Origin of the sequence: Nereida sp., assembly GCF_965655635.1 — a bacterium.
In the GTDB taxonomy this organism is placed as follows: Bacteria; Pseudomonadota; Alphaproteobacteria; order Rhodobacterales; family Rhodobacteraceae; genus Nereida.
In genome coordinates this window covers 1-23,604 of sequence record NZ_CBFHHE010000003.1, presented here as the reverse complement: position 1 = coordinate 23,604, position 23,604 = coordinate 1, and the positions used below count along the sequence as shown (strand labels likewise).

The following is a 23,604-nucleotide window of genomic DNA, read 5'->3' as shown; positions in this document are numbered from 1 at the left end:
TGGTAGGACTTGGCGGCTTTTGCCAGCGCATTTAGCGTGTCGTGCTCGATCCACACTGGCGGCCCTTGTGACACGCAACGACAGTGCCAATATCACCTGCATTCGGATTGACGAATGTTGTGTCACCACACGGCGAAAGATGCAGGGTGTGATCCACCCCATTAGTTTGCACAAATGCAAGAGTTTGCGCACCACTTTGTAGGCTTCCACACCATGAAGCAGCGCAATCCGCCTGCAGGCCAATCGTACTGCTCCAAGGAAAGACAAAGCCAGCCTTCGTCAGATAATGGCCACTAAACCGCGCTGGCGTTTGTCGCGCGTGACGTGACTGCTGCATATCTTCTGCAGCAGTTTTCAGCGCACGCTCATCAAAAAGAAAACGCCCCAAAACCACCATGTATTGCGCATCTGAGTTTGCAGCTTTCAAATAAGTACTAGCAGCATCTGCGCGCAGGCAACTCAGCGCCTGCGCTTGTCCCGCTGTGCAAAGCATCACCGCCACTAGCGCACAGCGAAAAACGCTCATAGCTTATGCTGAAACTCTGCCAAAACGGCCTTGTAGACACCGCGCTTGAACGGCACAATCGCATCGACAATCTGCGATGCAGGCATCCATTTCCACGTTGAGAACTCAGGCTCTTCAGTGGCTATATTGATCAATGCATCATCCCCATGAAACCTCAAAAGAAACCACTTCTGCTCTTGGCCGCGATAGCGCCCTTTCCATAATTGCGGCACCAAATCATGGGGTAGATCATACTGAATCCACCCATCCGTTTCGGCCTCAACTGTCACAGCAGACGCAGGCACACCGGTCTCTTCTTCAAGCTCGCGCAGTGCGGCGACTTGAGCATCTTCACCCTCGTCGATGCCACCCTGCGGCATTTGCCATGCATCTGAGAACCGATCCAAACGTTGTGCCATAAACACAAGGCCGTCTTTATTTGCCAGCATAATGCCAACGTTAGGACGATACGGCAGCGCCGCAATTTCTTCAGGTGTCACGGTTGCTTACTCCTGCGGGCTTAGGGCACTAAGCCCTTTGAGGATATCAATCGCATAGGCCAGTTGATAATCTTCCGTGCGAAGTTCTGCGGCTGCACGCGCACGCTCGCGGTCTGCTTCAATCTGTTCAATCTCATCCTCAGTCAGGCTGTCGTTGTTCAGCGATCCGCGCAAGTCTGCCTCGGAACGTGACGCACGCGCCGGAGCATCCACATCTTCGGCGCCGGTCGGATCCAAGCGGGGCTGTTCAACAATGATGTCTGGTGACACCCCAAGAGACTGAATAGAGCGGCCTGAAGGCGTGTAGTACCGCGCTGTCGTTAGGCGGATCGCACCATCACCGCGCATCCGCATGACAGTTTGGACCGAGCCCTTACCAAAGCTTTTGGTACCAATCACAATCGCACGGCGATGATCCTGAAGGGCACCCGCAACAATTTCAGAGGCTGACGCAGAACCACCATTGATCAAAACCACCAGCGGCTTTCCGTCAATCAAGTCACCCGGTGTGGCATTGAAACGCTCGCCCTGATTGGCCTCACGGCCACGAGTAGACACGATCTCGCCCTTCTCCAGAAATGCATCTGAGACGCGGATCGATTGCGTCAAAAGCCCGCCCGGGTTGTTGCGCAAATCAAGCACAACGCCGTTGATATCATCAAGACCGCCAGCTTTTTCGATCTCCTCTTCCAAGCCGTCTTTCAAGTTTGGATAGGTCTGATCGTTGAACGTGCTGACCCGCAATACAACAGTGTCACCTTCAGTACGCGCACGCACAGCCGTTAGTTTAATCACATCGCGGGTGATTGTGACATCAAATGGCTCGTCAATATCTTCGCGCACAACTGTCAAAACAATATCCGTGCCAACCAAGCCGCGCATCATTTCAACAGCTTCATCTAGGCCCAGTCCAAGAAGGCCTTCACCGTCCACGTGAGTAATGAAGTCACCCGCAAGAATGCCCGCTTCATCCGCAGGCGTTCCGTCCATGGGCGCCACAACTTTCACGAAACCCTCTTCTTGGGTCACTTCAATGCCCAAGCCACCAAACTCGCCACGTGTTTGAACCTGCATCGCTTCTGCGTCCGCAGGCGGTAAATAACTTGAGTGTGGATCAAGCGACGTAAGCATGCCGTTAATCGCCGCTTCGATCAGTTCACCCTCATCTACTTCCTCGACGTACTGGCTACGGATGCGCTCAAAAATATCGCCGAACAGATCAAGTTGTTGATATACATTGCCGGAGGATTGGGTGTCCTGCGCCAACAGCGGAGCGGCAACTTGAGTTGTCAAAATAACGCTCGAAAGAGTGCCAACGGCGGCAGCCATCACAAGTTTTTTCATCACATTCCTCTCTGGGGCCAATATGGTTCTACGGCTCGGCCCAGCTTATTTTTACTGTGCAAACCACTCGGCGGGATCCACCGGCGTATCGTTTTCTCTTAATTCTATATAGAGCGTTTCTGAGCGTGATGCGCCACCCACCTGCGTCGTTTCGCTCAAAATTACGTCAGATCCGCCCATCAGCCCGACAACATCGCCTGCTTCAACAACCTGCCCGGCAGAGCCAAAAACCCGTTTCATACCAGCCAAAACGACCAAGACATCCGTTGCTGGCTCAAGAATGATAACGTTGCCGTAGTCCAAAAACGGGCCAAGATACCGCACAGTCGCTGCCATTGGCGTTGTAACCCGTGCCTGCGGTGCAGTCGCCATGATCCAGCCGGGCCGTACGATACCTGCTGCATCAGGCTGGCCGAAACGGCGCAATACAGCACCATCCACCGGCAACGAAAGCTGACCTTTTAGGGGGGTGATTACGTCAATGTCTGCAGCACCACGGTTCGCAAGCCCCGAGGCAAAAGCCGCCAACGTTTCACTGGCATCCAGCAACAACGCCATACGAACTGGGTCTTCAGAAAACCTTCTGGGCCGATCTGTGCGGCGTGAAATTGCCTCGCTTAGTTCTGTACGCGCGGTCTGCACACCGTCTAGCCCCGCCAGCAAATCTTCACGCGCCGCATCCTGTAAGGACCGGACAATCTGTAATTCGATCAATTGCGCTGAAAGCGATCCAGCTTGTGATTGAAGTGCAGGCACCACAGCACCCACCATCATGCCGGCCCGCGCTGTGCCTAATGCTCCTTTGGGATGAAGTGTGACTTGTGGGCCACGCGCTTGGCCAACTGTCTGCATCACCGCCAACAGCCCCGAAATTTCCGCAGATTTTTCTGATAGCTCACGGGACAGCACCCGTTCGCGAAGGGCCGCGCGCCGCACCTCTGAACGCAGCGCGCTCAAGCCGGCTTCATAGGCATCAACAACTTCGGTCAACGCGGTAATCCGGTCTGGCGCGCTTTCGGCATCCTTAAGCGCGATCGATGCACGAATCAATTCATCAGCGGCCGCGTCTGCCGCCTCTTGCGCAGTCATGCGAGCGTTTTGCGCCAGCGAAACCTGAGGCGCAAAAAATGTGCTAACCAACAAAAGACATATGAAGGCCGTTCGGATCAAAAGAGCGCGTCTCCGGTCATCTCGTCGGGCTTGGGTAGGCCCATCAATTTGAGAAGGCTTGGCGCCAAATCAGCCAAGCGACCGTTGCGCAGTTTTGCGTCATGCCCAACCAACGCCACAGGCACTGGATTCAACGTATGCGCAGTGTGTGGTCCGTTCGTTTCAGCGTCCCACATGACCTCACAGTTGCCATGATCTGCGGTCACAATCATCACCCCACCGGCGGCTTCGAGCGCTGACAGAACCTGCCCCAACCCTGCATCGACAGCTTCGCATGCAGAAGTGGCAGCGTCCAAATCACCCGTGTGTCCAACCATATCGGGGTTGGCATAGTTGGTGACGATCAAATCGTACCCCGCGCCAATCGCGTCAACGAACTTTTCTGTCACTTCGTTGCACGACATTTCAGGTTGCAAATCATAAGTCGCGACTTTGGGCGACGGCGCCATATAGCGGTCCTCACCAACTTCTGGCTGTTCTTGGCCGCCATTCAAAAAGAACGTCACATGGGGGTATTTTTCTGTCTCGGCCAAACGGAATTGGCGCTTGCCTTGCTTGGCCACCCAAGCGCCCAGAGTGTTGACAATTTTCTGCTTCGGATAAGCCACCGACATATAGCGTGAATGTGCATCAGAATAGCTGACCATACCCAAAATCGCAGCCCACTTAACAGGTGTCCCACGATCAAAGTCATCGAACGTGGGTGCAGCGATGGCGGCCATAATCTCGCGCGCACGATCAGCACGGAAATTCAGACAGAAAAAGCCGTCACCATCTTTGGCACCCTCGTAACCGTCAATAACGCTGGCGGGCAAAAACTCATCAGTAATGTCTTGTGCATAGCCCGCCTGCACGACATCGTCGCTGGCATGGGCCGCATTACCTTCAGCGCGGATCATAGCGTTATATGCAGTGCTGACGCGTTCCCAGCGGTTGTCGCGGTCCATCGCAAAGTAACGACCTGTAACACTCACGATACGGGCCTGCTCTGGTAGAGCTGCTGCCAATTCGGCCATAAAGTGATCTGCGGATTTTGGCGCAACATCGCGCCCATCGGTGATGGCGTGCACCACGCACGGCACCCCCGCGTCGCAAACGGCTTTTGCCGCTGCCGCGATGTGCAATAAGTGTCCATGCACACCACCATCGCTGACAACGCCCATCAAATGCGCCGTGCCACCACTTTGTTGAAGTGTCGAAATAAACGCCTGCAACTGGGCATTTTCAAAGAACGAACCGTCCTCAATCGCAAGATCAATTTGCCCCAAATCCATCGCGACGACGCGGCCTGCACCAATGTTTGTGTGACCAACCTCGGAGTTGCCCATCTGACCTGTTGGCAAACCGGCATCATTGCCGTGTGTCAAAAGCTGCGCAGAAGGGCCCTGCATGATGCGATCAAAGTTTGGCGTATGGGCGAGTTTTGGCGCGTTAAAATCCGCTTCCTCGCGCAATCCCCAACCGTCCAAAATACACAAAACTACAGGCTTCATCTCAGCACTCCTCAGATCCATTCCCACATTAACCGCAGCGCCAACGCCACGGAAGTCACAACCACCAACCCCTTGATCACACGCGCTCCGGCGCGCATTGCAAACCGCGCGCCCACGCTTGCACCACCAATTTGTGCGACACCCATGGCAAGGCCCGTGGCCCACCAGATGTCAGCTACCAACGCAAACATCACCAGTCCACCGATGTTACTGGCAAAATTGAGCAGTTTCGTGTGCGCCGTCGCCTTCAGCACCCCGAACCCTGCAAACATGACGAACGCCAGCATATAAAAAGACCCCGCACCCGGCCCCAAAACACCGTCATAGAACCCAACGATTGGCACACAGATCAGCCCGAACATCACCGGCGCCAGCCGCGCTTTGCGGTCTACGTTTCCAAGGTCAGGCTTAAAGGCAAAAAACAGCGCGACCCCAATCAAAACCACTGGCAAGATACCGCGGATCAATCCAATAGGCAGCGCACTTGCAACGAAAGCGCCTATCAGTGAGGCACCAAAAGCGAGCACCGCCCACCGAAACTGGCTACGCCAATTGACCAAGCCCGCGCGCGCATAACTTATCGCAGCGGTGGCCGAGCCAAAACACCCCTGAACTTTGTTGGTGCTTAGCGCCTGAAGCGGTGTTGCACCCGCCAGCAACAATACTGGCAGCGTAATCAGGCCGCCGCCGCCCGCGATGCTATCTACAAAGCCCGCAACAAAAGCGACCGCCAGCAAAAGCGCAAGAAGCTCTGGGCCGACCTCAAACAAACTGGTCTTTCGAATACCCCTGAAGATACAGCAACGCAGTCAAATCACCGTGGTTAATGCGCACACTGCACTGCTCAGCCACTGATGGTTTGGCATGAAGTGCGACGCCGGTTCCTGCGCGTGACAACATGCCCAGATCATTGGCTCCATCACCAACGGCAATCACCTCGTCAGCCTCAATCCCAAGGCGTGCCGTGATTTGTTCAAGCGCATCTACTTTGGCTTGTTGTCCCAGAATTGGGCGGCCAACCTCACCCGTCAGAACGCCAACTTCGGCGCACAGTGTGTTGGCACGATTTTCATCAAACCCAAGCTCAGCGGCAACGGCCTCTGTGAACGCCGTGAAGCCACCAGAAACAAGTGCAGCATAACCGCCGTTTGCCCGCATCGTTGCAAGCAAAGTGGCCCCACCGGGCATCATCTCAATACGCGTATCCAGCACTTTTTGAATGACTGCTTCGGGCAATCCCTTAAGCAAGCCGACCCGCTCGATAATAGCTTCCTCAAAGTCCAACTCACCTTTCATGGCGCGCGCCGTGATGGCGGCAACGCGTTCCCCAAAACCTGCCTCATCAGCCAGTTCATCGATGCACTCTTGGCGGATCATAGTGCTGTCCATGTCAGCCAAAAGCATCGCTTTTTTGCGGCCGATGGCAGGCTGTACAACCAGATCAACATGCTCACGCTGAAGATCGGCCCACACGTCCCACAAATTGGAAGGGGTATCTGCGATGGCGAACTCCGCAGCCTCACCTGGGCAAAGGTGAACCGGTTCCTGCCCGCCCCAGGCCATGCGCAACGCATCAACCAAAGCTGCATCCAAACGGGGGCCAATGAGCGAGGCAATATACATGGCGGGTCTCCTTTGGTCCTATTCACACCAGCACCCGCAAAGCCACAACCCCTCTGGCCTGTTTGCACCCCCGCAAAGCGGCGATTTTTCAGCAAAAGTTTCCAATCCGCTCAAAATACGTCGCAAAAAGTGTGCGGGCTGCCGCCACAGGCCCATTTTCAGAGTTGTTTCGCAGGTGCAGTACCCGTATGTCCGGCGGTGGGACACCCTTCCCCAACGAAGGGCACTTATCTGTAAGGATAGATATTATGACGACGACGAAACCGGCGACCAAGCCGCTTAATCCGCGATTCTCATCCGGACCATGTGCAAAACCCCCCACTTGGACACTTGATGCACTTCGTGATGCGCCCTTAGGCCGCTCGCACCGCGCAGCTGTTGGCAAAGACAAGCTGAAGGCAGCGATCGAGACCACACGTGAAATCCTCGATATTCCTGCTGATTACAAAATCGGCATTGTTCCCGCATCCGACACGGGTGCATATGAAATGGCCATGTGGTCACTGCTTGGTGAGCGTCCTGCCGAGATGGTTGCATGGGAAAGCTTTGGCGCGGGCTGGGTGACTGACGCTGTCAAACAGCTAAAAATCGAACACACTGTTCACACTGCCGAGTACGGCGAAATCGTGGACATGGCCTCTCTGAATTATGATAATGATGTCTGCTTTACGTGGAACGGCACTACGTCTGGTGTGTGTATGGCGAATGGCCATGCGATCCCGTCTGACCGCGCCGGTCTTACCCTGTGCGACGCCACATCGGCTGCTTTTGCGATGTCTTTGCCTTGGGATAAACTAGATGTAACGACGTTCTCTTGGCAAAAAGTTCTGGGCGGCGAAGCGGCCCACGGCATTTTGATCCTTAGCCCACGCGCAGTTGAGCGCCTTGAAAGCTACACGCCACCATGGCCGTTGCCAAAGATTTTCCGCCTATCGAAAGGTGGCAAATTAATCGATGGTATTTTCTCTGGTGCGACGATCAACACACCCTCAATGCTGTGCGTCGAAGACTATTTGTTTGCCCTTGAGTGGGCCAAATCGGTCGGCGGCCTCACTGGCCTCAAAGCACGCGCGCAAGCAAACGCCCAAGCGATTTGGGATTTTTGCGACAACAACGATTGGATCGACAATCTGGCCGTTGATCCCGCAACGCGCTCGTTCACGTCTGTGTGTCTAAAGTTCACAGATTCGCGCATCATAAATGGGGCCGCTTTTGCGAAAGCCGTGGCAAAACGGTTGGAAGCAGAAGGTGTTGCTCTTGATGTGGGTGCCTACCGCGATGCACCCGCCGGGCTGCGCATTTGGTGTGGCGGTACTGTGGAAACCTCGGACATTGAAGCAATGTTGCCGTGGCTACACTGGGCGTTCCACGCCGAGCTTGACGCTTAATTGATACCGCGAGGCCAACGCCTCGCGCCCACTCTCTTTCAAAATTCAGCCCCATCAGATCGCGCAAACGCATCGGGGGCACTTATTCAAAAGGACATGCACCATGGCCCCTAAAGTACTCATTTCCGACAAACTTTCAGAAGCAGCAGTTCAAATTTTCCGTGATCGCGGCATTGATGTGGACTTCATGCCAGACCTCGGCAAAGACAAAGAAGCCCTGCTGGCCGCTATCCCAAAATATGACGGTTTGGCCATTCGCTCTGCCACCAAAGCGACTGAGAAAATCATCAACGCGGCTGACAACCTGAAGGTTATTGGCCGTGCAGGCATTGGTACAGACAACATCGACAAAGACGCCGCCTCAAAAAAGGGTATCATCGTGATGAACACCCCTTTCGGCAATATGACCACAACCGCCGAACATGCGATTGCGATGATGTTTGCTGTGGCACGCCAAATCCCCGAAGCAAGCGCCTCCACGCATGCGGGCAAATGGGAAAAGTCCAAATTCATGGGTGTTGAGCTCACGGGTAAAACACTTGGCGTAATCGGTGCAGGTAACATCGGTGGAATCGTTTGTGACCGCGCCAAAGGCCTTAAAATGAAAGTGTTGGCCTTTGATCCGTTCTTGTCTGAAGAAAAAGCCGACAAAATGGGCGTCACCAAAGTTGAGCTGGATGAGCTGTTCGAAAAGGCTGATTTCATTACGCTGCACGTTCCAAAGACCGAACAAACCGCAAATATGATCACCGCAGAACGTCTGGCCCAGATGAAAAAGGGCGTCCGCATTATCAACTGTGCGCGTGGTGGATTGGTTGATGAGGATGCGCTGGCTGCAGCCTTGAAATCTGGTCATGTGGCTGGTGCGGCGTTCGATGTTTTCGCCGTGGAGCCCGCAACCGAAAGCCCTCTGTTCAACTTGCCAAACGTTGTCGTCACCCCGCACTTGGGCGCCGCCACAACTGAAGCACAAGAAAACGTAGCGCTGCAAGTTGCCGATCAAATGGCCAACTACCTGCTGACCGGCGCGGTTGAGAACGCGCTTAACACGCCATCCATTACGGCCGAAGAAGCCAAGGTCATGGGCCCTTGGGTTGAGCTGGCGTCACACTTGGGCAACTTCACGGGTCAGATGACCGACGAGCCGATCAAAGCGATCAACATTCTGTATGATGGCACCGTGGCACAAATGAACCTCGAAGCGCTGAACTGTGCTGTTGTGGCTGGCATCATGAAAAAGGCCAACCCAGATGTGAACGTCGTATCTGCACCAGTTATTGCCAAAGACAAAGGCATCCAAATCAGCACCACAAACCAAGACAAAACCGGTGCGTTTGACGGCTATATCAAAGTGACCGTTGTTACCGAAAAGCGTGAGCGCTCTGTGGCCGGTACGGTCTTTAGCGATGGCAAGCCACGCTTCATCCAGATCAAAGGCATCAACATTGATGCGGAGATCGGTCAAAATATGCTCTACACCACAAACGAAGACGTGCCGGGCATTATCGGGTTGTTGGGTAACGCAATGGGCAAAAACGGCGTGAACATCGCCAACTTTACGTTGGGCCGAGCGGCAGTTGGTGGTGAGGCAATCGCGCTTCTATACATCGATCACCCGATTCCAGATGACGTGATCACTGCCTTGAATACTACCGGTATGTTCAAACAAGTACGGCCACTTGCGTTCGACGTAAAATAGTAGCCACCTCACAATTTCACGACGAAGGCCCGCGCTTAATCTCGCGGGCCTTTTTGTGTCCATAGTTTCCAACCAGCCCAAACCGCCGTACCGCCAAAGAAAATGGATGACAGACCAACAACTTCTACCCACGCCATGCCGGACACGCCGCGAATACTCACCGCGATGACCATGAACGCCAGCCCAGCAATTGACGCGAGCAGCCGAAACCAAAGTTCTGAACGTGAGGGACCAAACATTGCGTACTCCTATTTGCAAAAAGAACTAGGGGGCACGCCGCAACTGGCCAGCCGCTAACGCTTTTTTCATCACTTTGACCGTACCGTTAGCCAACACGAAGCACCAAACGAGGACGGGGATGGATATCAACCAACGGCTTTCCGAAGAACGACGCCTGCGCCTTAAGGCGGAGCATCTGCTTGAACACAAGCAGGGCGAGCTGATGGCTGCCAATCGCAAACTTGGCCTTTATGCACGCCGACTTTCAGATGAGATTGTTGAAACGCGCAAAGCGGTTGTGTCCGCAGTCGGCGAAACCACACGGGTCAAATCGGACCTGACGATCGCTGAAGAAAAAGTTGACCGCACCGAACGCCGGCTTTGGGACAGCATTGAAACAGTTCGCGACGGTTTCGCGATTTTTGACACAGACAACCGCATGATCCTGTCAAACCCCGCCTATGTACGGCTGTTTGACGGGCTGGAAGAAGTCCAACCTGGGATCATGCTGCAACTCCCTTGCGAAGAAGGGTTGATCGACACGGGCGAGATGACGCCTTCTGACTGGCGCACAATGATGCTGCAACGCTGGATGCACGATGAAATGGAGCCAGTAACCGTGCGGTTGTGGAACGGTCAGTATGTGCGCGTGATGGACCGTCGCGGCGCTGACGGGGACATCGTATCACTTGTCATAAACATTACCGAGACCATCACACATCAGCGCGAGATTGAGGTGGCCCAACGCAAAGCCGAAACAGCCAGCCGCACCAAGTCGGCCTTTCTCGCCAATATGTCTCACGAGATCAGAGCCCCCATGAACGGCATCGTCGGCATGTCCGATTTGCTGCGCGACACACAGCTTGATGACGAACAAAAACTGTTCGTCGACACGATATATAACTCAGCAGAGGCGCTGCTGGTCATCATCAATGACGTGCTTGATTTTTCCAAAATGGAAGCCACGCGTCTTTCGCTTTTCCCTGAGCCTTTCGACCTGCAACAGTTGCTATCCGAAGTCATTATGCTGCTGCGGCCTGCTGCGGAAAATAAAGGTATCGAGCTTGATCTTGATCTAAACCCCTGCGTGCCAAATACTCTCATCGCGGATCCTGGACGGCTGCGCCAGATCATCACGAACCTGGTAGGCAACGCGATCAAGTTTACCTCCGAAGGGGCCGTTTCAATTCGTGTGAATGGGAGTTTTGCCATATCACCCCCAACGCTAAGCATAGAGATTGAAGACACTGGGATCGGTATTCCCACCACTAAATTATCTGAAATCTTTGGCGAATTTACCCAAGTAGAGGCAGCTCAGAACCGCCGGTTTGACGGCACTGGACTTGGCCTCGCCATTAGCAAACAATTGGTCGAACTAATGAATGGTACCATTTGGGTCGATTCTATTGAAGGCGATGGATCGGTTTTCGGCGTAACTTTGCAAGTTGAAACAGCAAACTATCAGCCAGTTTCCGAGCTCCGAAAAATGCGGATTTTGGCTGCCGAAGACAACGCCACAAACCGTCTTGTCTTCTCTAAAATGGTAGAGCCGCTGAACGTGGATGTGACATTTGCCAGTGATGAAAAAGAGGCCATCGAAGCCGCCGCCAATATTGATCCCGACTTAATTTTTATGGATATCTCAATGCAGGAAATTGACGGAAAAGACGCGACACGCGCAATCAGGGCAACTGATTGGGGCGCTAAGACGCCCATCTGCGCCCTCACTGCACACATCATGAACGAGGACTCACAAGAGCTTTTGGAATGCGGCCTTGATCACTACCTCGCCAAGCCGCTCAAGAAAAAACAAACCGTTGAGATGATCAGCCGCTATCGACCAGACGACGCACTCCCCCTAAGCGGAGATACCGCACAGGGTCAGCTAGGGTAAGGACGTACAAACGTGAGCGTCTTGTTATCGCTTTCACTTGGCTCAAAAACATAACCGCCACTGTCGAATTGTTTAAGGCCGTCCAAATCTGTCACACGGTTTTCGATCACAAAGCGCGCCATCGCCCCACGCGCACGTTTGGCGTAAAAACTAACCATTTTTGAACGACCGCCTTTGTTTTCCAAAAACTTGGGCGTGATAATATCGATGTTTAGCGTCTTTTTGTCGACAGCCTTAAAGTACTCTTGGCTGGCACAATTGACCAAAGCAGTCGCGCCAACTTCTTCTGCTTGCGCGTTCAAAGCTTTAGCGATCCGCGCACCCCAATAGGCATAAAGCGTAGCGCCATGATCCGTTTTTAAACGGCTGCCCATTTCAAGACGGTAGGGCTGCATCCCGTCAAGCGGACGTAAAACGCCGTAAAGCCCAGACAAAATACGCAGGTGGTTTTGCGCATATTGCACAGCATCTTCGTCAAGCGTTTTGAACTCAAGACCCTGATAAGTATCGCCGTTGAACGCCAGCGCCGCAGGCCGAACCGCCTCCGTAGCAGGGTTTTCGGAGTAGGCCGCAAACCTGTCTGCATTCAACTGTGCCAAGTCTTCACTGATGTGCATTAGCTTGCGCAACTCATCAATCGACAAGTCACGCGAGACTTTCGCAAGCTCAAACGCCTCTTTGGGAAACTGTAGATCGGTCATGGCAACGCCATCTTGCGCGTCCCAGTTCAGGGCCTTGGCAGGCGAAATTGTAACCAGCATTGCTGCACTCCTCGTCGTTAATAAATGATTTAGAGGAAACTCCGCCAATCTCAAGCCTCGCGCAGCACCTCAAGAAACGCATCGCCAAACCTGTCCGCACGCTTATCGCCAAGCAACCGCTCCACACCACTCAAATCACGCGGACGCTGCTTTACCAAACGCGCAAGAAGGGATGCAGAACAACTTAGCGGTTTGGCCGTACCATCTTCGCCGCGCATCAAATCACTTTGCACCTCAAGCAATCGATCATAGGTCGAGCCTTCGGTTTTACCTGCCATTTTTCGCCGCTGCGGATGCATTGCGGCGACTTCACCCGCGATCACTTGCAAAAATTCAGCGCCGTACCGCTCAAGCTTTTTGGCACCCACGCCGCCGATCCGCGCCATATCATCCAAAGTTTGTGGCCGTGTTTGCGCCATCTCTATCAAGGTTTTGTCATTGAAAATAACGTAAGCTGGCGCATTGGCGCGCTCAGCCAAGCCACGTCGCTTGGCTTTTAGGGCGGATAGAAGCGGCGCGTCCTCTTCGCCGACCAATGTTTTTACCGCCGGACCCGTACGTGTTGCTTGGATCGTGTCGCGGCGCAGGGTGATCCCCTCCTCATCGCGCAAAATCGGGCGTGCACGCTCGGTCATCGTCAGCGCGCCGTGGCGTTCAGGGTTTGGACGCACCAAATCGTGTCCCATCATTTGGCGAAAAATGGCCTGCCACTCGCGCTTACTCCACTCGGTCCCGACCCCAAAAGTTGGCAGGGTATCGTGGCTACGCGCTAACACTTTTTCGGTTTTGTCCCCGCGCAAAATATCGATGAGGTGACCCGCGCCAAACCATTCACCTGTGCGCAAAATTGCCGACAGGGCCATGCGCACGGGCGTTGTGGCGTCAAATGTATCCGCAGGGATGTCGCAAAGATCACAATTGCCACACGGCTCGGACGTTTCCCCAAAATAAGCCAGCAGCTGAACACGGCGGCAACCGAGCGCCTCTGCCAAACCCATCAGTGCATTCAGCCGACCATGATCCGCGATGCGCCGTTCAGCCGGAGCAAGCCCTTCATCAATTTGTGTCCGGCGAAAACGAACATCATCGGGACCAAAAAGTGTCAACGTGTCAGCCGGTGCACCATCCCGACCGGCCCGCCCAATTTCTTGGTAATAGCCTTCGATCGACTTTGGTAAATCAGCGTGCGCGACCCATCTGATGTCAGGCTTGTCGATACCCATCCCAAACGCGACTGTCGCACAAACGATCAGCCCGTCTTCTTGTTGAAATCGGCGCTCCACCTCGCGGCGGGCCTCAGGCTCCATACCGCCGTGATAATTGCACGCACTATGCCCCGCCTCGCGCAACGCATGCGCAAGCGTTTCGGTCTTGGCGCGGGTCCCCGTGTAGACAATTCCGCTCAACCCTTTACGCGCAGCAACGAAGTTCAGAATTTGCTGTCGTGGGCTGTTTTTCACATCAAAAGCCAAGGCGATATTGGGCCGGTCAAAGCCGTGCAAAAACGTCTCTGGCGCTTCTTGCGCGAACAGCTTTTCAACAATTTCTTCGCGTGTTTCTTGATCGGCAGTTGCCGTGAAAGCAGCCAGCGGTACATTCAAACCCTGCCTCAGCGCCCCAATCCGCAGGTAATCAGGCCTGAAATCGTGCCCCCACTGGCTGACGCAATGGGCCTCGTCTACCGCAATGAAAGAGACATTGGATCGCTGCAACATGTTAAAAGTTGCAGTGCCCGAAAGCCGTTCTGGCGCCATATAAAGCAGCTTGAGGCGGCCCTCAGACAAAGCATCAAATACAGCCTGCGTTTCTTCTTCGGTGTTGCCTGACGTCAATGCACCGGCTGCAACACCCGCCTCCTGAAGGGCGCGGACTTGGTCCCGCATCAACGCAATCAATGGTGATATAACGACAGTTAGCCCATCGCGAACCAAAGCAGGAAGCTGAAAGCACAGCGATTTCCCCCCACCTGTTGGCATAATCGCCAAGGTGTTTTTGCCCGCTATCACGGCGTCCACAATCTCGCGCTGTCCCACGCGGAAATCATCGAATCCAAACGTGTCACGCAAAATGCTCTGCGGGTTTTTCATTGAAGGCCTGTCTATATCTGCTGCTGCCTACAATGTGCCATGCCACTGCCAGTACCACAAGATATAGAGGTGCTCTGCCGCCACCCAATAAGTGCATATCCAACAAAAAAACCAAGTACCGTTGCGGCCGCGTCCAAAGGATCAAAAACCCCGTGGGCACTATACGCGCGGAGAGTATTTGGAAGCCAATCGGGCAAAATCACATGTTGCGCCAATTCAAAACCAATACCGATCGTCGCCAGAAAAACACACCAAGCAAGCACCGCGATACGGCGCTCAAACAGCAGCCAACCCGCCAAAGCAAACGCCAAACTGTGCAAAAACGCGGGCGCTATGCCAACAAGCAAACCACCAACGCCAAGGTCCCGCAGCACATAAACGCCACAGCCCAACGCAAATACAAAACACACGCCCAAACTAACGATTAAGTAATTCATCTCTCTTATTTCACAAAAAGAACCTAATTTGCTCCTAAGAAAGAGATGCGCTGATGAAAGTTTTATTGAGTATTTGAGTATCGAGATGAAAACACAGCCAATCTCCATAAAGGAGAGGGCAGATGCGCTGCACTTGTCAGGTAAATGGCAAGAGGCGATGCCCCTCTATACGCGCTACCTGGCACGGCATCCTATGGACGCGGGCGCGTGGACCAACTTTGGTATATTGCTGCGGAAAACGAAGAATTTCGAACAGGCTTTACTGGCTCAAAAGCGGGCCTTCGCGCTCGATCCTCATTCGGGCGATATGTATAATAATCTGGCGAATATTCTGGGGGACATGGGTGAGCTTGAGCAGTCATGCGCGCTGCGGCTTGAACTGATTTCAAAGTCGCCAGACAGCCCCGATCAGATCGCCCTCGCCGGACGAAGCATGCGGATCGCGGGTGATCTAGACAGGGCAATCACATACCTAAGCAAGGCCGTTGAAACCTGCCCCAATGATGCTGAACTGCGGATGCAGTTGGCTTTTTCACACCTAACAGCGGGAAATTACGCGGAAGGCTTTGCCTATTATCAAGCGCGATGGGAGCAGGCAGAAATAACACCACCAAAAGTCGCAAAACCCAAGTGGGCAGGTGACGATATCACCGGCAAAACGATCATGGTTTTCCCTGAACAGGGCTTTGGTGATTGCGTTTTATTCGCTCGTTTTATCCCTTGGTTAGCCTCACTAGGTGCGCGCGTCATATTACTCGCAAAACCCCAAATCGCGCCGATGCTCGCTCAAGTTAAAGGCGTAGATCTGCTCATCTCGGACCCGGCTGATGCACCAGAATTCGACGTTTGGACCAGTATGCTCGACATACCCATGCATGCTTTCGCAAGTGGTATTAGCATTCCAGAATGTACAAAACTGTCTTTACCAGATGACAGCATTAGTCATGCCAAGCGCGCTGTTTCCCCACACAAAAACCTGTTCAAAATTGGTGTCGTTTGGTCCGGCTCTGCCACATACAAGGGCAATGACTTTCGCAAGTTTGATCATAAATACTTGCTCCGTCTGGCCGCCATTGATGACGTGCAATGCTACTCGCTTTACAAAGGCCCCTACCTTGATGCGTTTCATAGCGATGGCACCTCAGGTCTGGTTGTCGATCTCGCCTCGTCTGATCGCAGCTTTGCTGACAGTGCCGCCGTCATTGCCGAGATGGATCTAATCGTAACCATGGATACCGCCATCGCGCATATTGCAGGCGCCTTTGGGAAACCCGTTTGGAACCTTCTGCATTGGGACAGTTTCTGGCTTTATGGCAAGGGCAGCACGACAACGCCGTGGTGCCCCAGCATGCGCCTGTATCGCCAACCAAAACCCCGTGATTGGGATGCGGTATTCGATGAAGTTGTAAGTGATTTAAAGAGCTTGATGAGTAGCGGGATAGCGCCACATGGATAACATACTCACCCCTGTTTCGCCCGGCGAAGTACTAGATAAAATTACGATTTTGCGCCTTAAGCTTGAAAAAATCGCTTATGCAGAAAAGCTTAAAAACGTGGCGTATGAACTGCGTATTTTAGAGGATACTGCGGCGCAACACATAGCCCCATCAACGCAACTCACAAAGCTGACGGACGAGTTGCAAAAAGTGAATGCCAAGCTTTGGGACATTGAGGATGACATCCGTATTTGCGAGCGCAGCGGGTCGTTCGACGATGCATTCGTTGACCTTGCCAGAGCCGTCTACGTCACGAACGATGAACGCGCGCGCCCAAAGCGCGAGATCAACGTCCACCTCGACTCAGAAATTATTGAAGAAAAATCTTACGCCACACTGAGCAAAAGCGCATGAAGCCTTCAAAACACCTCCGTGAAGGGAAACGCCATTTTGCAGCAGCAGAGGCGGCCATCAACGCCGCCTTGAAGGATCGCAATGACCGCTCGCGTGCAGCACTTAATCGTCAACTGCACGAAATCCGCTGACTACAGCTACACGTCACAAGCGGGCCAAGACGCGGTCATCGATAGGTTGTTTGGTGGCAAGCCTGGAACATTCATTGATGTGGGTGGTTTTGATGGCGTCACCGGATCAAATACGCTTTTTCTAGAGGTTTTTAGGGGCTGGACCGGCGCATTGGTAGAGCCTGTTCCACGCAATTTGCAAAAGGCCAAAACAGTGCGCCGCTGCCCATGCCTTGGGTTTGCAGTCAGCAACAATGATGGCGCGGCCAGCTTTATAGAAGTGCAGCAGGGCTATACCCAAATGAGTGGTCTCGCCGAGAGTTACGATACCAATATGCTGGCTAAAGTTCGCGCTGACCAGCGGCACAAAGAAGAAGTGATTGAGGTCGAAACGCGGCGGCTTTCCACACTTCTTCTGGATCTAGATATCCCACACCCCGACTTCATCAGCCTTGATATTGAAGGAGGCGAGGTCCAGTGCTTGCAAGATTTTCCGTTTGCGGAGCACCGCGTCAAAAGCTGGAGTATTGAGAACAACACCAGCGGCCCCGAAATTCCTGCGATCATGCGGGCCAACGGCTATGAACTTATTGAATTTTGCGGCCCCGATGATCTGTTCGTGCATCGTAATTTCGGTAAAATCTAGCGCCGCAACGTCGCTCAAAACCCGTAGAAAAAGCCCGCGTTATTTTGCAACACAATCCGTGCCGCGATCAAACCGATGAACGCCACCAACGGAGCAAGATCAAGCGCGCCCATGTCCGGCAGAAAACGGCGTATCGGCGTGTAAATCGGCTCAAGCAAACGGTTCAGCCCGTACCAGATTTGCGCAACAATCGGCTGCCCCATATTCAACACTTGGAAGTTCAAAAGCCACGACATCAAGATGTGCGCAATCATAACAAACCAAATCACATCAAGGATCAGCATCAGAATTTCGTAAAGCGATTGCATGGGTAGCGGCCCCTTTGTTTCTCTTGTTTGTGCATAGGTAAGCGCGCTTCAGCTCAAGAACAACTGCTTTCCGTGACGTTAGACGCTGAAATTACCCTGTGACGCGCAGGTAAAGATACCTATCTAGGGAATGAAAGGTCGTCACCCATGTATCCCATCATTCGTGTTATCAAAGAACTTGTCGGCCATCGAAACGCCGCACCGATTCCGGTGACTGGCACACACACCAGCACACACCGCTGTTGGCCACAGGACATCGATTACTACTTTGAGATGAACAACGGCCGCATCCTGACGCTGCTTGATCTCAACCGCACAGTGCTGGCAAAGCGCACGGGCTTGCTTAAAGTTCTGCGCGCAAACAACTGGGGCTTGACCATGGCCGGAGTGTCCGTGCGCTATCGCCGCCGCATCAGGCCGTTTGAAAAGTTCGAAACCAAAGGCCGCGCGCTGTGCTGGGATGACCGGTTCATCTATCTTGAGCAAGTCATGATTAAAGCGAATGGCGAAACCGCCAATCAGGCGCTCTATCGGTCTGCAGTGACAGGCCCCAACGGGATTGTGCCACCCGCTTTGGTTTTGCAGCAGCTTGGACAGGACACGACTACATCCCCAACGCCACCAGAATGGGTGCAAAACTGGATCGATGCAGACGGAACCCGCCCTTGGCCACCAGAAATTGTGTCTGAGCTCTGAAAACCAAGGGTTGCCAAACGCCCCCCGTCCCGCGTCTTATTCTTTGTGATACATCAGCGGAATGGGCGGGCCTATGGCAAACACCGAATTGAAAAAACGCGTTTGGGGCTGGATGGCTTTCGATTGGGCCGCGCAGCCCTTCTACACCCTTGGGTGGACCTTCATTTTTGCACCGTATTTTGCAGTGGTCGCCACGCAATACTTCATCGGAACGGGACTTGATGAAGCAACCGCTGATGCGCAATCCCAAGCGCTTTGGTCTTGGGGGCAAACTGCCACAGGCCTACTAATTGCCATCACCGCACCGTTCATTGGCGCCTACGCCGACAGCTCTGGCCGCCGCATACCCTATGTGGTCGGGTTTTCAATTTTGTTCGTGCTCTCCGCGTGCTTCATGTGGGTTTTGCAACCTGACGGTACGGGGCTTTATTTGGCTCTGGCAATGTTTTGTGTGGCGTTCGTTGCCGCAGAATTTGCGCTTATTTTCACCAATGCATTGCTGCCAAGTCTTGGGCCAAGCGACGAAGTTGGCAAGATCAGTGGCGCAGGGTTGGCTATTGGCTATGCCGGTGGTGTGGTCTCGCTTGTGATCATACTGCTCTTTTTTGCCGAAGGCGATACAGGCAAAACATTCATTGGCCTTGATCCGATCTTGGGTCTTGATGCTGATGCCCGCGAAGGCACCAGATCCGTTGGGCCGTTCACAGCCCTTTGGTTTGCGCTGTTCATGATACCCTTCTTTTTGTGGGTTCGCGAGGACACGTCCCAGCATCAGAAAACTTCCGTTTCTACCGCCTTGAGTGAACTGCGCTTGTCTTTTGGGGCAATCGTGAAAAGGCGTAGTCTTGCATGCTATCTCGGCTCGTCCATGTTCTACCGCGACGCGCTTAACGGCCTTTACAGCTTTGGTGGCGTCTACGCGGCATTGGTGCTCGACTGGTCCATCACAATGATCGGCGTGTTTGGCATCACAGGCGCATTAGCCGCGACATTGTTCACCTATGTGGGCGGTGTGTGCGACAAACGATTTGGTCCAAAACCCGTCATCATCTTTTGTATTTTCGCGCTCGTTTCAGTCTGCATCAGCTTGGTTGCTATGTCCCGCGAGATGTTCTTCGGAGTGCCCCTGCCCCAAGGCAGCGCAGTTCCCGACATCGTCATGTATATCTGCGGCGCGGTTATTGGTGGCGCGGGCGGTGCGCTGCAAGGGGCAAGTCGATCGCTGATGGTGCGCCACGCCGACCCAGAGCGCCCGACCGAGGCCTTCGGCTTTTTCGCCCTGTCCGGCAAAGCAACAGCATTTCTGGCCCCTGCATTGATCGGCATCACAACGACGATTACCAACTCTCCGCGTCTGGGCATCGCGCCTGTCGTGGGGTTGTTCCTTCTGGGGCTTATCTTGCTAAGGTGGGTCAATCCGAAAGGGGAAGTGTATGAGACGAGTACTTAGCGCAATTGCAGCAACAACATTTTTAGCTACCTGCGGGGCAAGTTCAGACCGTGATATTTCAGGCGCACAAACAAAGCGGCCAACCCTGACACAGGCCGAGCGCACCACACTTGCCAAAGTGCAATTCGGAGCCGCGAAAACGCCAGCAGCCACGACACCACAAGCGATCGGCGGATACGCAAAAGGCTGTTTAGCAGGTGCCGAGGCATTGACCGAGACAGGGCCAACATGGCAAGCAATGCGCCTGTCGCGCGGTCGAAACTGGGCGCATCCCAACACTATTGATTATGTTCAGAAGCTATCACGCTTTGCAGCTACCCAACCTGGTTGGGAGGGTCTTTACATCGGCGATATGGCGCAGCCCCGTGGTGGCCCAATGCTGACGGGGCATCGCAGTCACCAAACGGGACTTGGCATTGATGTCTGGATGCTTCCGCCCCAGCGGTTGAACCTCACAGCCTCCGAGCGGGAAAATATATCGTCAATCTCTACACGGCGCGCGCGAGGCGCCTATACCAACGACAACTGGACGCCTGCGCATATGAACATCCTGCGGGCTGCGGCAAAAGATAGCCGCACTGCGCGGATTTTTGTCTTTCCAGGTGCAAAAGTTGCCATGTGTGATGCTGAAACCGGTGACAAATCGTGGCTCAATAAAATTCGGCCTTGGTCGGGTCACCACTATCATTTTCACGTCCGCTTAAACTGTCCCAAAGGCGATACCGCGTGCGTTAGTCAGCCGGCACCGCCTAAGGGCGACGGTTGCGATGACGCGCGCAAATGGGTCCGCGACATCCTTGATCCGCCACCCCCTGATCCCAACGCACCGCCACCGCAGAAACGACGCGAATTAACGCTGAACGATCTGCCCGCGCAATGCACCGCGGTCCTACGCGCGGACTAGCCAACATTTAGGTTTTTCTTGCAAGGTTTGCACAACGCGCCTAAACGCAGCGTGTCCATCGTGCACGCGCTTGGGCCGAGTCTCCGCAACCTTGTAAAACGGATCTACATTATGCAACGTTCTTACCTGCCAGGCATTCTGGCTATGGCCGCTGTCGTGGTCGCTTCAAACATTCTTGTACAATTTCTTCTCGGCGATTGGCTAACTTGGGGTGCATTCACCTACCCTATCGCCTTCCTTGTCACCGACCTGATGAACCGCCTTTATGGCCCAAGCGCTGCGCGCCGCGTAGTGTTTTCAGGCTTTGTCGTTGGCGTCATTTGCTCACTGGTCGGCACGCAAGTAATGCTTGAATTCGGCCCTGCCGTAACCCTACGCATCGCGCTTGGATCAGGTACAGCTTTCCTGGTCGCACAATTGCTTGATGTCGCAATCTTTGATCGCCTGCGCAACGGCACTTGGTGGCGAGCCCCGCTGGCATCGACTGTGATTGGATCATCCATTGATACGGCGCTGTTCTTCACCATCGCATTTTCGGCAAGCCTGTCGTTCATCGAGCCTGCCAACGATGTATCATGGGCTGGCGATGTTTTGCCCATCTTGGGCGTCGGTGGACCTGCGCCGCTTTGGGTCTCGCTGGCCGTAGCTGACTGGATGGTGAAACTATCACTTGCCTTGATCGCACTTATCCCGTTTCGGCTGCTTGTCGCTAGCTTGGGCAAAGGGCCGCAAAAAACTGTTTGAGATTTTCGATAGCTGTGCAAACATTCAGGTATCGGAAACAAAACGGAAGGAGGTGATCCAGTGATCAGAGAAGCATTGGAGACAGGTAACGGGACAATTCGGGAGGCACGCCTCTAACGGCAGACCTTAGGGCGATAGCCCCGAAGTGGGACCAGCGCGACGCTGGTATCTAACCTACCCACCTCCTTGATCTCGAAAGGGCCGCTCACCAATTGGGCGGCCCTTTTTACTTTTACAACAAGACCCGAACTGGCCGCGTTTATCATGATGATTAGCAACAAAATCACCCTGCAGTATTGGGAGTTGACCGAGAGCTTTACGCGCTCGTCCGGACCGGGCGGGCAGAATGTGAACAAAGTTGCAACGGCGGTTGAGTTGCGTTTTGAGGCGGCCCGTTCGCCCAATCTTGCGCCACCTGTTAAAGCACGGCTAAAGCGGCTCGCGGGTCAAAAGTGGACGACCGAAGGCGCTATCGTTATCCGCGCAGAAGAAACCAGATCACAGGCGCGCAACCGCGAGATTGCCCGTGAACGCCTACGTGATCTGATCCGAAAAGCGCTTGAAACACCAAAAAAGCGCGTTGCAACAAAACCCACTTGGGGCAGTCAAAAACGTAGGCTTGCCGCCAAAAAGAACCGTGGCGAGGTGAAGTCTTTGCGCGGTAAAGTCAGTACTGATGATTAAACTTCGACGCTCTGTGCGACTTGCTCACCTACGTTGAACACACGCTTATAGCGCGCAATTTCATCCACCGGGCCCATCGCCTTGTTGGGATTATCAGACAGCTTCACGGTGGGCTGCCCATTGGCCTCAACCGCTTTGCAAACCATCGAGAATGGCGCAAGCCGGTCACCGTCAGTCAGGCCTCGGAAGTCGTTGGTCAAAAGCGTACCCCACCCGAACGAGACGCGACAGCGCCCGTCAAACTGTTTGGCCAGTTGCACGATTTTATCTTCGTTCAAACCATCACTAAAGATGATCAGCTTCTTGGTTGGGTCCTCGCCACGCTCTTTCCACCACGCAATCGCAGTCTCGGCGGCCGTGGCGGGATCACCGCTGTCGACGCGAATACCCGTCCACCCCGCAAGCCAATCAGGAGCACGGTCAAGGAACCCTTGCGTGCCGTATGTGTCAGGCAGGATCACACGTAAATTACCTTCGTGCTCGTCATGCCAATCCGACAAAACCTGATAAGGCGCTTGGGCCAATTCTTCATCCGTTTGAGCAAGCGCAGAATAAACCATCGGCAATTCATGCGCGTTAGTCCCAATCGCCTCAAGGTCCCGGTTCTTGGCGATCAAGCAGTTGGATGTTCCCAGAAACGAATTGCCCAACCCTTCGGTCATCGCCTGTACACACCAGTCCTGCCACAAAAATGAGTGGCGGCGGCGCGTACCAAAATCAGCAATCATCAGGTTGTCTACTGTGCGCAATTTTTCAATTTTGCCCCACAGCTTAGTCATGGCGCGGGCATAAAGGACCTGTAATTCAAAGCGACCCATCTCGCCCAAAACCGCGCGCCCGCGAAGCTCCATCAAAACAGACAGCGCCGGGATTTCCCACAACATGACCTCTGGCCATGACCCCTCAAAGGTCAATTCATACTGATCGCCGATACGCTCAAGATGGTATTCCGGCAGCGTGAGGGATTCAAACCAGTCCATGAAATCAGGGCGGAACATCTGGCGCTTGCCATAAAAAGTATTGCCGCGCATCCATGTGCTTTCACCGCGCGTCAAAGACAGACTACGAATATGGTCAAGCTGCTCGCGCAAC

Annotated in this window: 24 protein-coding genes; 11 read left to right on the top strand and 13 right to left on the bottom strand. The window is 53.9% G+C overall.

Going from position 1 to position 23,604, the window contains the following annotated elements:
* Positions 1–31: 31 nt before the first annotated feature.
* The 7 genes from ACTF5M_RS01535 to serB all read right to left on the bottom strand — a co-directional run bounded on the left by ACTF5M_RS01535 (position 32) and on the right by serB (position 6,635).
* Positions 32–526 carry a hypothetical protein gene (locus ACTF5M_RS01535; RefSeq protein WP_438959347.1) on the bottom strand — a complete coding sequence of 165 codons (495 nt, stop codon included), beginning with the start codon at positions 524–526 and terminating at the stop codon, positions 32–34.
* The gene (locus tag ACTF5M_RS01530; protein WP_438959346.1) at positions 523–1,005 is read right to left on the bottom strand and encodes an RNA pyrophosphohydrolase; all 483 of its coding nucleotides are present in this window, start codon (positions 1,003–1,005) and stop codon (positions 523–525) included. Before ACTF5M_RS01530 ends, ACTF5M_RS01535 begins: the two co-directional genes overlap by 4 nt.
* Positions 1,006–1,011: 6 nt before the next feature.
* On the bottom strand, positions 1,012–2,349 hold the full coding sequence (locus tag ACTF5M_RS01525; RefSeq protein ID WP_438959345.1) for a S41 family peptidase: 1,338 nt from the start codon (positions 2,347–2,349) through the stop codon (positions 1,012–1,014).
* Between the two features lie 51 nt (positions 2,350–2,400).
* Positions 2,401–3,438 (bottom strand): murein hydrolase activator EnvC family protein, encoded by a 1,038-nt coding sequence (locus ACTF5M_RS01520; RefSeq protein WP_438959344.1) that lies wholly within the window; start codon positions 3,436–3,438, stop codon positions 2,401–2,403.
* 77 nt (positions 3,439–3,515) lie between these two features.
* Complete coding sequence (gene gpmI / locus ACTF5M_RS01515) at positions 3,516–5,012, bottom strand: 2,3-bisphosphoglycerate-independent phosphoglycerate mutase (protein WP_438959343.1); 1,497 nt, start codon at positions 5,010–5,012, stop codon at positions 3,516–3,518.
* 11 nt (positions 5,013–5,023) lie between these two features.
* On the bottom strand, positions 5,024–5,782 hold the full coding sequence (locus ACTF5M_RS01510) for a TSUP family transporter (protein WP_438959342.1): 759 nt from the start codon (positions 5,780–5,782) through the stop codon (positions 5,024–5,026).
* On the bottom strand, positions 5,775–6,635 hold the full coding sequence (serB, locus tag ACTF5M_RS01505) for a phosphoserine phosphatase SerB (protein ID WP_438959341.1): 861 nt from the start codon (positions 6,633–6,635) through the stop codon (positions 5,775–5,777). Before serB ends, ACTF5M_RS01510 begins: the two co-directional genes overlap by 8 nt.
* 248 nt (positions 6,636–6,883) lie before the next feature.
* On the opposite strand from serB, the gene ACTF5M_RS01500 reads away from it, so the two are divergent.
* Positions 6,884–8,023: a phosphoserine transaminase gene (locus ACTF5M_RS01500; RefSeq protein ID WP_438959340.1), complete on the top strand. Its 1,140-nt coding sequence runs from the start codon at positions 6,884–6,886 to the stop codon at positions 8,021–8,023.
* 103 nt (positions 8,024–8,126) lie between these two features.
* Positions 8,127–9,722 (top strand): phosphoglycerate dehydrogenase, encoded by a 1,596-nt coding sequence (serA, locus tag ACTF5M_RS01495; protein ID WP_438959339.1) that lies wholly within the window; start codon positions 8,127–8,129, stop codon positions 9,720–9,722.
* Between the two features lie 35 nt (positions 9,723–9,757).
* On the opposite strand, the gene ACTF5M_RS01490 is transcribed toward serA, so the two are convergent.
* A complete protein-coding gene (locus tag ACTF5M_RS01490; RefSeq protein WP_391480893.1) occupies positions 9,758–9,961 on the bottom strand; it encodes a hypothetical protein in 204 nt (67 codons plus the stop codon).
* A 119-nt stretch (positions 9,962–10,080) separates the two neighbouring features.
* Here ACTF5M_RS01490 and ACTF5M_RS01485 point away from each other — a divergent pair, with 119 nt between their 5' ends.
* Positions 10,081–11,835 carry an ATP-binding protein gene (locus ACTF5M_RS01485; protein WP_438959338.1) on the top strand — a complete coding sequence of 585 codons (1,755 nt, stop codon included), beginning with the start codon at positions 10,081–10,083 and terminating at the stop codon, positions 11,833–11,835.
* Here the strand turns inward: ACTF5M_RS01485 and yaaA are convergent.
* The 3 genes from yaaA to ACTF5M_RS01470 are packed head-to-tail and all read right to left on the bottom strand — an operon-like array spanning position 11,823 to position 15,120.
* Positions 11,823–12,596: a peroxide stress protein YaaA gene (gene yaaA, locus ACTF5M_RS01480; protein WP_438959337.1), complete on the bottom strand. Its 774-nt coding sequence runs from the start codon at positions 12,594–12,596 to the stop codon at positions 11,823–11,825. The two genes, ACTF5M_RS01485 and yaaA, sit on opposite strands and share 13 nt — an antisense overlap.
* A gap of 50 nt (positions 12,597–12,646) precedes the next feature.
* Positions 12,647–14,683 (bottom strand): DNA helicase RecQ, encoded by a 2,037-nt coding sequence (gene recQ / locus ACTF5M_RS01475; protein ID WP_438959336.1) that lies wholly within the window; start codon positions 14,681–14,683, stop codon positions 12,647–12,649.
* An 11-nt stretch (positions 14,684–14,694) separates the two neighbouring features.
* Positions 14,695–15,120, bottom strand: coding sequence for a hypothetical protein (locus ACTF5M_RS01470; protein WP_334067523.1), 426 nt, complete (start codon positions 15,118–15,120; stop codon positions 14,695–14,697).
* Between the two features lie 85 nt (positions 15,121–15,205).
* Here ACTF5M_RS01470 and ACTF5M_RS01465 point away from each other — a divergent pair, with 85 nt between their 5' ends.
* From ACTF5M_RS01465 to ACTF5M_RS01455, 3 genes are all read left to right on the top strand, one after another.
* The gene (locus ACTF5M_RS01465) at positions 15,206–16,576 is read left to right on the top strand and encodes a tetratricopeptide repeat-containing glycosyltransferase family protein (protein WP_334067525.1); all 1,371 of its coding nucleotides are present in this window, start codon (positions 15,206–15,208) and stop codon (positions 16,574–16,576) included.
* Positions 16,569–16,970: a DUF6165 family protein gene (locus ACTF5M_RS01460; protein ID WP_334067527.1), complete on the top strand. Its 402-nt coding sequence runs from the start codon at positions 16,569–16,571 to the stop codon at positions 16,968–16,970. Before ACTF5M_RS01465 ends, ACTF5M_RS01460 begins: the two co-directional genes overlap by 8 nt.
* Before the next feature lie 81 nt (positions 16,971–17,051).
* On the top strand, positions 17,052–17,726 hold the full coding sequence (locus tag ACTF5M_RS01455; RefSeq protein ID WP_334067529.1) for an FkbM family methyltransferase: 675 nt from the start codon (positions 17,052–17,054) through the stop codon (positions 17,724–17,726).
* A gap of 14 nt (positions 17,727–17,740) precedes the next feature.
* On the opposite strand, the gene ACTF5M_RS01450 is transcribed toward ACTF5M_RS01455, so the two are convergent.
* Positions 17,741–18,034, bottom strand: a complete 294-nt coding sequence (locus ACTF5M_RS01450) for a YggT family protein (protein ID WP_048598627.1) — start codon at positions 18,032–18,034, stop codon at positions 17,741–17,743.
* Positions 18,035–18,181: 147 nt separating this feature from the next.
* On the opposite strand from ACTF5M_RS01450, the gene ACTF5M_RS01445 reads away from it, so the two are divergent.
* The 5 genes from ACTF5M_RS01445 (at position 18,182) to arfB (ending at position 22,512) form a co-directional block, all read left to right on the top strand.
* Positions 18,182–18,730, top strand: coding sequence for an acyl-CoA thioesterase (locus ACTF5M_RS01445; protein ID WP_438959335.1), 549 nt, complete (start codon positions 18,182–18,184; stop codon positions 18,728–18,730).
* A 73-nt stretch (positions 18,731–18,803) separates the two neighbouring features.
* Entirely contained in the window at positions 18,804–20,180 is a 1,377-nt protein-coding gene (locus tag ACTF5M_RS01440; protein WP_334067532.1) for an MFS transporter, read from the top strand.
* Positions 20,164–21,084: a penicillin-insensitive murein endopeptidase gene (mepA, locus tag ACTF5M_RS01435; protein ID WP_048598624.1), complete on the top strand. Its 921-nt coding sequence runs from the start codon at positions 20,164–20,166 to the stop codon at positions 21,082–21,084. The genes ACTF5M_RS01440 and mepA overlap by 17 nt, the downstream gene beginning before the upstream one ends.
* Positions 21,085–21,195: 111 nt before the next feature.
* Positions 21,196–21,828, top strand: a complete 633-nt coding sequence (locus ACTF5M_RS01430) for a queuosine precursor transporter (RefSeq protein WP_048598803.1) — start codon at positions 21,196–21,198, stop codon at positions 21,826–21,828.
* A gap of 264 nt (positions 21,829–22,092) precedes the next feature.
* Positions 22,093–22,512: an alternative ribosome rescue aminoacyl-tRNA hydrolase ArfB gene (gene arfB, locus ACTF5M_RS01425; RefSeq protein WP_416367045.1), complete on the top strand. Its 420-nt coding sequence runs from the start codon at positions 22,093–22,095 to the stop codon at positions 22,510–22,512.
* Here arfB and ACTF5M_RS01420 read toward each other — a convergent pair.
* On the bottom strand, positions 22,509–23,604 hold a 1,096-nt coding region (locus ACTF5M_RS01420; protein ID WP_438959334.1), incomplete at its 5' end, for a nicotinate phosphoribosyltransferase. The genes arfB and ACTF5M_RS01420 overlap by 4 nt on opposite strands.

What these genes read in the sequence shown, in the direction of transcription:
- ACTF5M_RS01535 (WP_438959347.1), bottom strand. Translation starts at nt 526, where the DNA reads ATGAGCGTTTTTCGCTGTGCGCTAGTGGCGGTGATGCTTTGCACAGCG.
- ACTF5M_RS01525 (WP_438959345.1), bottom strand. Translation starts at nt 2,349, where the DNA reads ATGAAAAAACTTGTGATGGCTGCCGCCGTTGGCACTCTTTCGAGCGTT.
- ACTF5M_RS01520 (WP_438959344.1), bottom strand. Translation starts at nt 3,438, where the DNA reads ATGACTGCGCAAGAGGCGGCAGACGCGGCCGCTGATGAATTGATTCGT.
- gpmI (WP_438959343.1), bottom strand. Translation starts at nt 5,012, where the DNA reads ATGAAGCCTGTAGTTTTGTGTATTTTGGACGGTTGGGGATTGCGCGAG.
- serB (WP_438959341.1), bottom strand. Translation starts at nt 6,635, where the DNA reads ATGTATATTGCCTCGCTCATTGGCCCCCGTTTGGATGCAGCTTTGGTT.
- ACTF5M_RS01500 (WP_438959340.1), top strand. Translation starts at nt 6,884, where the DNA reads ATGACGACGACGAAACCGGCGACCAAGCCGCTTAATCCGCGATTCTCA.
- serA (WP_438959339.1), top strand. Translation starts at nt 8,127, where the DNA reads ATGGCCCCTAAAGTACTCATTTCCGACAAACTTTCAGAAGCAGCAGTT.
- ACTF5M_RS01490 (WP_391480893.1), bottom strand. Translation starts at nt 9,961, where the DNA reads ATGTTTGGTCCCTCACGTTCAGAACTTTGGTTTCGGCTGCTCGCGTCA.
- ACTF5M_RS01485 (WP_438959338.1), top strand. Translation starts at nt 10,081, where the DNA reads ATGGATATCAACCAACGGCTTTCCGAAGAACGACGCCTGCGCCTTAAG.
- yaaA (WP_438959337.1), bottom strand. Translation starts at nt 12,596, where the DNA reads ATGCTGGTTACAATTTCGCCTGCCAAGGCCCTGAACTGGGACGCGCAA.
- recQ (WP_438959336.1), bottom strand. Translation starts at nt 14,683, where the DNA reads ATGAAAAACCCGCAGAGCATTTTGCGTGACACGTTTGGATTCGATGAT.
- ACTF5M_RS01470 (WP_334067523.1), bottom strand. Translation starts at nt 15,120, where the DNA reads ATGAATTACTTAATCGTTAGTTTGGGCGTGTGTTTTGTATTTGCGTTG.
- ACTF5M_RS01465 (WP_334067525.1), top strand. Translation starts at nt 15,206, where the DNA reads ATGAAAACACAGCCAATCTCCATAAAGGAGAGGGCAGATGCGCTGCAC.
- ACTF5M_RS01460 (WP_334067527.1), top strand. Translation starts at nt 16,569, where the DNA reads ATGGATAACATACTCACCCCTGTTTCGCCCGGCGAAGTACTAGATAAA.
- ACTF5M_RS01455 (WP_334067529.1), top strand. Translation starts at nt 17,052, where the DNA reads ATGACCGCTCGCGTGCAGCACTTAATCGTCAACTGCACGAAATCCGCT.
- ACTF5M_RS01450 (WP_048598627.1), bottom strand. Translation starts at nt 18,034, where the DNA reads ATGCAATCGCTTTACGAAATTCTGATGCTGATCCTTGATGTGATTTGG.
- ACTF5M_RS01445 (WP_438959335.1), top strand. Translation starts at nt 18,182, where the DNA reads ATGTATCCCATCATTCGTGTTATCAAAGAACTTGTCGGCCATCGAAAC.
- ACTF5M_RS01440 (WP_334067532.1), top strand. Translation starts at nt 18,804, where the DNA reads ATGGCAAACACCGAATTGAAAAAACGCGTTTGGGGCTGGATGGCTTTC.
- mepA (WP_048598624.1), top strand. Translation starts at nt 20,164, where the DNA reads ATGAGACGAGTACTTAGCGCAATTGCAGCAACAACATTTTTAGCTACC.
- ACTF5M_RS01430 (WP_048598803.1), top strand. Translation starts at nt 21,196, where the DNA reads ATGCAACGTTCTTACCTGCCAGGCATTCTGGCTATGGCCGCTGTCGTG.
- arfB (WP_416367045.1), top strand. Translation starts at nt 22,093, where the DNA reads ATGATGATTAGCAACAAAATCACCCTGCAGTATTGGGAGTTGACCGAG.